At 59.2% G+C, this 8,186-nt stretch carries 6 protein-coding genes and 3 pseudogenes; 6 read left to right on the top strand and 3 right to left on the bottom strand.

All coding sequences use genetic code 11. The annotated features are described in order from the left end of the window. The 3 genes and pseudogenes from BSU04_RS10130 to BSU04_RS10120 all read left to right on the top strand — a co-directional run. Positions 1–555: aromatic amino acid lyase (locus BSU04_RS10130; protein WP_179258271.1), on the top strand; the 555-nt coding region annotated here is incomplete at its 5' end. A gap of 20 nt (positions 556–575) precedes the next feature. After that, positions 576–1,271, top strand: a complete 696-nt coding sequence (gene hutC / locus BSU04_RS10125) for a histidine utilization repressor (RefSeq protein WP_089160490.1) — start codon at positions 576–578, stop codon at positions 1,269–1,271. A gap of 339 nt (positions 1,272–1,610) precedes the next feature. Then, a pseudogene (locus BSU04_RS10120) lies at positions 1,611–1,943 on the top strand (DUF4148 domain-containing protein). Positions 1,944–2,240: 297 nt separating this feature from the next. On the opposite strand, the pseudogene BSU04_RS10115 reads toward BSU04_RS10120, so the two are convergent. The 3 genes and pseudogenes from BSU04_RS10115 to BSU04_RS10105 all read right to left on the bottom strand — a co-directional run. After that, positions 2,241–2,447, bottom strand: a pseudogene (locus BSU04_RS10115) (Fis family transcriptional regulator); the annotation flags it as partial. Positions 2,448–2,464: 17 nt separating this feature from the next. Then, positions 2,465–2,808 (bottom strand): annotated as a pseudogene (locus BSU04_RS10110) (type II toxin-antitoxin system RelE/ParE family toxin). Positions 2,809–3,058: 250 nt separating this feature from the next. Further along, a complete protein-coding gene (locus tag BSU04_RS10105) occupies positions 3,059–3,739 on the bottom strand; it encodes a TetR/AcrR family transcriptional regulator (protein ID WP_089160488.1) in 681 nt (226 codons plus the stop codon). Between the two features lie 383 nt (positions 3,740–4,122). On the opposite strand from BSU04_RS10105, the gene BSU04_RS10100 reads away from it, so the two are divergent. Genes BSU04_RS10100 through preA form a run of 3 tightly spaced genes read left to right on the top strand, consistent with a single transcriptional unit; the run spans position 4,123 to position 8,110 of the window. Next, entirely contained in the window at positions 4,123–5,382 is a 1,260-nt protein-coding gene (locus tag BSU04_RS10100; protein ID WP_089160487.1) for a Zn-dependent hydrolase, read from the top strand. Positions 5,383–5,441: 59 nt separating this feature from the next. Next, positions 5,442–6,779, top strand: a complete 1,338-nt coding sequence (locus tag BSU04_RS10095) for an NAD(P)-dependent oxidoreductase (RefSeq protein WP_089160486.1) — start codon at positions 5,442–5,444, stop codon at positions 6,777–6,779. Positions 6,780–6,817: 38 nt separating this feature from the next. After that, on the top strand, positions 6,818–8,110 hold the full coding sequence (gene preA, locus BSU04_RS10090) for an NAD-dependent dihydropyrimidine dehydrogenase subunit PreA (protein WP_089160485.1): 1,293 nt from the start codon (positions 6,818–6,820) through the stop codon (positions 8,108–8,110). Positions 8,111–8,186 lie beyond the last annotated feature (76 nt).

The following is an 8,186-nucleotide window of genomic DNA, read 5'->3' as shown; positions in this document are numbered from 1 at the left end:
GTTGCATTCGCCGCCGATAACCTCGCTATCGCCGCTGCGGAAATTGGTGCGCTGGCGGAGCGCCGGATCGCGTTGCTGATCGATGCGACGCTTTCCGGTTTGCCACCGTTTCTCGTACGCGATGGCGGCGTGAATTCGGGCTTCATGATCGCGCATGTGACGGCTGCGGCGCTGGCGTCGGAGAACAAGACCTACGCGCATCCGGCATCGGTCGATTCATTGCCGACATCGGCGAATCAGGAAGATCACGTCTCCATGGCGACGTTCGCCGCCCGCAAGCTCGGTTATATTGCGGAAAACGTCGCGCATATTCTTGCCATCGAATTGCTGGCGGCCGCGCAAGGCGTGGACCTTCGCGCGCCACATCAAACCAGCCCGCGCCTCGCCGAAGTGATGAAGACGCTGCGCTCGGAAGTCGCGCACTACGATCTCGATCATTATTTCGCACCGGATATCGAGGCGATCGCGAAGCAGGTGGTCAGCGGCAAAATTGCGAACCATTGCCCGCTTTCGTTTGTTTCGGAAGTTCAACCCAACGTTCAACCGCACGTTTAACCGGACGCCAGACGCCCAGCATGAGCACGCCCGCGTATCAGGAAATCAAGGATCACATTCTCACGCGCATTCACGCGGGGGAATGGAAGGAAGGCGACCAGGTGCCTTCCGAGAACGAACTGGCGCGCGATTTCAAGGTGGCGCGCATGACGGTCAATCGTGCGTTGCGCGAATTGACCGCCGAACAGATCCTGACACGCGTGCAAGGCGCGGGCACGTTCGTGGCGCAGCCGAAATATGCGTCGACGCTCGTTGAAATTCGCAGCATCTCCGACGAAATCACCGGCCGCGGCCATGTGCATCGGGCCGAAGTGATGCACTTGGGCGCATCTGTACTGGACGAACGTCTCGCGCTGGAAATGCAACTTACTGAAGGTAGCCCGGTGTTTCACTCGCGGGTGCTGCACTTCGAAAACGACTTGCCGATCCAGTTGGAAGAACGCTGGGTCAACCCCGCGCTTGCGCCTGAATATGCGCGCCAGGATTTCACCAAGATCACGCCGAATCAATACCTGATGGTTGCCGCGCCTTTGCAGCGTGTCGAATATCGGATTGAAGCGGCGCTCCCTGATGAAAGCACGGGCCTCGCGCTCGCCATGAAAGCCGGCGAGCCGTGCCTCATGCTGCATCGGCGGACCTGGTCGCGGGACGCGGTGGCGTCGGTGGCGAACCTTTGGCATCCCGGCGACCGTTATCAATTCACAGGCCATTTCTAGGTCAACCCTGGTCCGTCCTCTGTGCCGAACCCTCCCCGGGTTCGGGTCGAATTCTTGTGGAAACTGCAACACAGCCCACTGTAGCGCGGGCGATTCCTCGAATTCCAAAGCGCCCGTCCGCTTTATTCAGTAATAAATTCCGAATTTCCCCTCTTAATTCCTGTTTGCCGGGCATTTCCACGCGATTGTTGCGATCTCAACAATGATGTTTCGCGGAAATAAGGGTTTTCCCTCAAGGTTTCGAAGCATAGACTTCTTACATCCGAAACAAATTCAGAAAACGCTTATATCCCTTTGAGATTGTTTCGAGACCACAAACAAAATACCGGAGGTTTCACCATGTTCAAGTCACTTATTCCCGCAGTTGTTATCGTGTCGGCATTGGCAGCTCCGACGTTCGCGTTTGCGCAAAGCACTGACAACAACGGCCCGCTGACGCGTGCTGAAGTGAAGGCGTAACTGGTTCAGCTGGAAAAGGCAGGGTACAACCCGACTGCCGACCAGACTGACTACCCGGCGAACATTCAGGCAGCTCAGGCTCGTGTAGATGCACAAAATGGTCAGGCAGCAACGGCGTATGGTCCTTCGACCAGCGGTACCTCGGCAGTGGGCGTTCGTAGCTCGGCTGCACCGGTACAAAATGCTCCCGGTTCGGTGTTCTTCGGTCACTAAGCCGACGCTGAGCAAGTGTGAAGCGGACCTGACTGGATCAGGTCCGGCGCAACACTCGATTGAATGACAGTTCATTCTTTCGGATGTAGCGCCAAATGAAAAACTCGCCCTCCGCAGTCAAGCGGCCGGCGGGTTTTTTTTCGTTCGCGTCTGCGCAGGGTTGGAAGTTTGGGCAGCCTTGGAGGTAGCGGATCACAGGTGGTCAAAATCGTCACACCTGTGGTTGCTTCGCAGCTTAGGGGCACTCCTGACGTGGACGGTGGCACTGGCCCGGCAGACCGGAGACGACAGGCCGCATCAAGCGGCCAGTTCGAGGCGGAAGTGCTTGCCAAGCGCCGCGGCCGCGCTGGCGAGCGTGGCAAGCGTCAGGCTTGTGTCGGTTTCGTCGAGTAGGCGCTTGAGCGCCGCGCGGCTGGTGTTCATGCGAGACGCCATTTCAGTCCTGGTGATCTTTTGCGCCTTCATTTCCCGGGCGATTTGCCAAGCAATGACGCACTCCATTGCGTGTGAGACTTAAGCTTTCAAAGCTGACGTATACGATCTTTCGCCACATCCAAATCTGCTTGCGGCGTGTCCTGCGACTTCTTGATGAAGCCGTGCAGCAGGACCATCTGATCGCCGACAACGGTGAACAAGACACGGGCAATACGCCTGTGCAGGTGGATCCGCACTTCCCACATGTCCTGCCCATCTCCCGTACCAAGGGCATACCGAGCGGCCAGCCGATCTGCACAGTCTTGATGTCCTCGCCAATCGTCATTCTGTCGGCTGCGCCAAGTTCTCTAAGCCAGTCGCGCACAGCTTCATTGCCGGCATCTGTGCTGAAAAACCGAACATCTAAGACGACAGTTACTGGCTTGAGCATTCAAAAGGGGCCGTGGTTTTGGATTGCTGAATGGCATCAAAATTGGTACGTTTGCGCAAGTTTCTATTGGCAGGCGCTTTCCGAATCGATTTCGTTCGGCAGTCCATTACTGTGGCTTGCGCAGCGTGCTTAAGTCTTGATCCTGCAACAGGAAGGTGCGACGTTCGGAACTAAAATGCTCGCGGCAACAGCCCGGCATCCCGAGCATTGGGCTTGCCCGATAACCGCGCACCCCGCAACGCCATCTTCACTATGGCGACTTCGCCTCGCACGCGCGAATCACCAGTTTCACCACCTCCTCCGTGGAGGCATCGAACGCCTTCTGCGTCAACGCGCGTTTGCCTTTCAACGCCCGGATTTGCGCATCGAAATCCGCATAGTGCTGGGTCGTCGCCCAGATCATGAACATTAGCGTCTGCGCGTCGATGGGGGCGAGCAAGCCGCGTGCAATCCAGCCGTCGATCACGATCACTCGCGTCTCAAGCCACGGCTTCACGCGCTCGTTCAAGATGTCCTGCATGTGCACCGCGCCGTGAATGATCTCGCTCGCCCACACCTTCGAGCCGAGCGGACGCCGCCGCGACAATTCCATTTTCGTGCGTACATAACCCCCGATTGCTTCAACCGGGTCATCGCTTGACTCGAAGGTATCGGCGGCGCGGTGCCAGTCTTCGAACAAATCCTCAAGCACGCGTCGATACAGCGCCAGCTTGGTCGGAAAGTAATAATGCAGGTTAGCTTTCGGCAAGCCTGCACGTTCCGCGATCATCGCCGTGCTCGCGCCTTCGAGTCCGCGCTCGGCGAACACGGCCTCGGCGCACGCCAAAAGATGCGCTTCATTGGTCTCGCGAATGTGTGCCTTGCGCCGCCGCAATGGAACGGGCGCAACATCGCTTTTCGTCGCCTCTACTGTCGCTTCATCATCTCTCATTGTTTTCCTTGCATGGCGCTGTGCGCCTTCTCCATCTTGATCGCGCCTCATTCTATGCGCTTTGACGTCACCGCTGTATAGCCTGTCATTTCGCTTTTTCCGCGCTCTGCTGCATTGCAATGGCACGCTTCTCGCTATGTCTTTACTCTAATCGGAAACCCCGAAAGACGTTGATTTGCAAATATTAATCGGCTACAACCTGTCCAGTTGGACAGGATTTGAGCGGCGGCGGATTGCGATGGATTCACCGCTACGAAACGGACCAGGTGAGCGGATAAATGTTGCACCGCCGCCGTGCGCCAGCGCCCCAAAAGCCGACGCCGATGCACCAGATTCGTATTAGTCAAAACCCTAAATCGAGCAATACGCAAGGAGAACGCGAAATGGACGCGGTAACCGATTCAGCGCTGGATACGTCGATCAGAGTCAATGGCAAACGTCTCTGGGACAGCCTCATGACGATGGCGAAAATTGGCGCGACGCCAAAGGGTGGCGTGTGCCGGCTTGCGCTCACCGATCTCGACCGCGAAGGGCGCGACCTGATCGTCAGTTGGGCGAAGGAAGCGGGTTGCACGGTCAAGGTGGACCAGATGGGCAACGTGTTCATGCGCCGTGCCGGGCGCAATGCCGATGCCGCGCCGGTCATGACGGGTTCGCATGCGGACTCGCAGCCGACAGGCGGCCGCTTCGACGGCATCTACGGCATTCTGGGCGGCATCGAAGTAATCCGCTCGCTCAATGATCGCGGTATCGAGACGGAACATCCGGTGGAAGTCGTGATCTGGACCAATGAAGAAGGCTCGCGTTTCGCGCCCGCCATGGTCGCGTCCGGCGTGTTCGCCGGCGAGTTCACGCTCGACTACGGGTTGTCGCGCAAGGATGTGGATGGCAAGACAATTGGCGAGGAACTCAAGCGTATTGGCTATGCAGGCGATGAGCGTTGCGGCGGCCGCAAGCTGCACGCAGCATTTGAACTGCATATTGAACAAGGGCCGATTCTCGAAGCGGAAAACATGACGATCGGCGTGGTCACCGACGCGCAAGGGCAGCGCTGGTACGAGATCACGCTGACCGGCCAGGAAGCGCATGCGGGGCCGACACCCATGCCACGCCGTCGCGATGCGTTGGTTGGGGCATCGCGGGTGGTCGAACTGGTGAACCGCATTGGGCTCGACAATGCGCCGCTGGCGTGCGCGACGGTCGGCATGATGCAGGTTCATCCGAACTCGCGCAACGTGATCCCGGGCCGGGTGTTTTTCACGGTCGATTTCCGCCACCCCGACGACGCCGTGCTCGCAAACATGGACGCCGCATTGCGTGCGGGCGTGGAGAAGATCGCGAGCGCCGCGGGGCTCGAAACGCAGCTTGAACAGATCTTCTATTACGCGCCTATCGCCTTCGACGCCGCATGCGTGAAGTCCGTGCGCGCGGCCGCCGAGCGCTTTGGTTATGCGCATCGGGACATGGTCTCGGGCGCAGGACACGACGCATGTTACCTCTCGAAGGTCGCGCCTACGTCGATGGTCTTCGTGCCTTGCGTCGACGGGATCAGTCATAACGAGATCGAGGATGCCTCGCAGGAATGGATTGAGGCAGGCGCAAACGTGCTGCTTCACGCCATGCTCGAACGCGCAGGCCGTTAAGCCTGGGTTGGTTTTAGTCGAAAGACCATTGCTTGCCTGACCTTGAAGAAGGAACGTGTATGACCATGAAGCACATTGGCGATATTGCCTCCAGCCGGCTGTCGCAAGAGCAACTGTCGTGTCAGTTTTCAGATGTGGCGCCGTTACTCGATGCCACTGCGGCGGCTGCGGCATCGAGCCGTTGCCACTACTGCTATGACGCACCGTGCATCAATGCATGCCCCACAAAAATAGATATTCCCAGCTTCATTCGCAAGATTGGTAACGGCAACATGAAGGGCGCGGCCATGGACATCCTGTCAGCCAACCCCTTGGGCGGCGCATGCGCACGTGTGTGTCCGACTGAAATCCTCTGCGAAGGAGCGTGCGTCAGAAATCATCAGGATGACAAACCAGTTCAGATCGGTGCATTGCAGCGCCAGGCCACCGACTGGGCGATGGCGCGCAGCGAGCCGCTTTTCAAACGCGCGACGGACACGGGACGTCATGTGGCCGTGGTCGGCGCGGGGCCGGCGGGACTGGCATGTGCGCATCGCCTTGCGCTCGATGGCCACCGGGTCACGCTCTTCGACGCCCGGCCCAAGCCCGGCGGCCTGAACGAATACGGCATCGCGGCGTACAAGGTGGTCGAGGATTTCGCTCAACGCGAAGTGGAGTGGTTGTATTCGGTGGGCGGTATCGAAGTAAAGAACGACGTGATGCTCGGCCGCGATGTGAAGCTGAGCGATTTGCGAAAGCAGCATGACGCCGTGTTCCTTGCCATCGGCTTGGGCGGGGTGCGCGCGCTCGAACTCGAAGGCGAGACGTTGCGAGGGGTGTACAACGCGGTCGATTTCATCGAGCAGGTGCGGCAGGCGGATGTGCTCGCGAGCGTGCCGGTGGGGCGTCGCGTGGTGGTGATCGGCGGCGGTAACACTGCCATCGATGCAGCGGTGCAAAGCCGCAAGCTGGGTGCTGCAACAGTGACCATGGTGTACCGGCGCGGCGTGGAGACCATGGGCGCCACCTGGGCCGAACAGGAGTTCGCGCAGACGAACGGCGTGACGATCGTTACGCACGCGAAGCCCGTGCGATTAACCGATGCAGACGGTCAGGTCACGGGCGTTGAATTCGAAAACCCGCAGGGCGAGCGCTTCGTCATTGAAGCCGACATGGTCCTGAAGGCGATCGGTCAAACGCTCGTGCCCGACGCTCTGGAACCTGACATGCTCACGCTCGACGGCAGCCGTATCGCGGTGGATTCGAACGGGCGTACGTCGCTCGACAACGTCTGGGCCGGCGGCGACTGTGCGGCCACGGGTGGGCTCGATCTCACCGTACAGGCAGTGCAGGACGGCAAGATTGCGGCCGAGTCCATCCATGCGTTCTTCGCGGCAACGGCTATCAAGGCCGCTTAAAAAACACCCCCACGATCCCACAATAAGGGAGCCAGCTCATGGCCGATCTTCGCAATACGTTTGCCGGCATCACGTCGCCGAATCCTTTTTGGCTCGCATCCGCACCGCCCACCGATAAAGCCTACAACGTCAATCGCGCCTTTGAAGCGGGTTGGGGCGGCGTCGTATGGAAAACGCTCGGGCTCGACCCGCATGTGGTGAACGTGAGTTCGCGGTATGGCGCGGTGCAATGGAATGGCCAGCGCATCGCAGGACTGAACAATATCGAACTGATCACTGACCGGCCGCTCGACATCAACCTGAAGGAGATCGCGGAGGTCAAGCGCGACTGGCCGGATCGCGCGCTGATCGTCTCGCTGATGGTGCCGTGCAACGAACGCGACTGGAAATGGATCCTGCCGCTGGTGGAAGACACCGGTTGCGATGGCGTCGAACTGAATTTCGGTTGCCCGCACGGCATGAGCGAGCGCGGTATGGGCGCGGCGGTCGGGCAGGTGCCCGAATATGTGGAGATGGTCACGCGCTGGGTGAAGGAGGGCACGAAGCTGCCGTGCATCGTCAAGCTGACGCCGAATATCAGCGACATCCGTACCAGCTCGCGAGCGGCTTACAAGGGTGGCGCGGACGCGGTGTCGCTGATCAACACCATCAATTCGATTGTCGCGGTGGACCTGGATCTCATGGCGCCGATGCCGACAGTCGACGGCAAGGGTACGCATGGGGGATACTGCGGCCCGGCGGTTAAACCGATCGCACTGAACATGGTCGCGGAAATTGCGCGGGACGTGGAAACGCCCGGATTACCGATCTCCGGCATTGGCGGTATTTCGTCATGGCGGGATGCGGCCGAGTTCATGGTGCTGGGCGCAGGCAATGTGCAGGTCTGCACGGCGGTCATGCACTATGGCTTTCGCATTGTCTCCGATCTCGCGGACGGCCTTTCGAACTGGATGGACGAGAAAGGCTACGCCACGCTTGACGATATCCGCGGACGGGCGGTGCAGAATGTGACTGACTGGAAGTATTTGAATCTGAAATACGATATCAAGGCGCGCATCAACCAGGACAAGTGCATCGAGTGCGGCCTGTGCCACATCGCTTGCGAAGATACGGCGCATCAGGCGATCATGCGCGAGAAGGATGGTAAGCGGCATTTTGAAGTCATCGATTCGGAATGTGTCGGGTGCAATTTATGCATGCATGTGTGCCCGGTCGAGCAATGCATCACGATGGAACGCGTGGATGCCGGCGAATATGCGAACTGGACGACCCATCCGAACAATCCCGCACGCGTGAACGCCGACGTTGAAGAAAGCGTGAGGGCCGCATAGAGTTTAGAAGCCGTGTAAAAAGTAGCGCCTGTCGCCAACGTCCCTGACGTGCCCCGACGGCCGACGCCCGGACTGG

It is taken from the genome of Caballeronia sordidicola (genome assembly GCF_002220365.1).
In the GTDB taxonomy this organism is placed as follows: Bacteria; Pseudomonadota; Gammaproteobacteria; order Burkholderiales; family Burkholderiaceae; genus Caballeronia; species Caballeronia sordidicola_C.
This window is presented reverse-complemented; position numbering and strand designations above follow the sequence as displayed.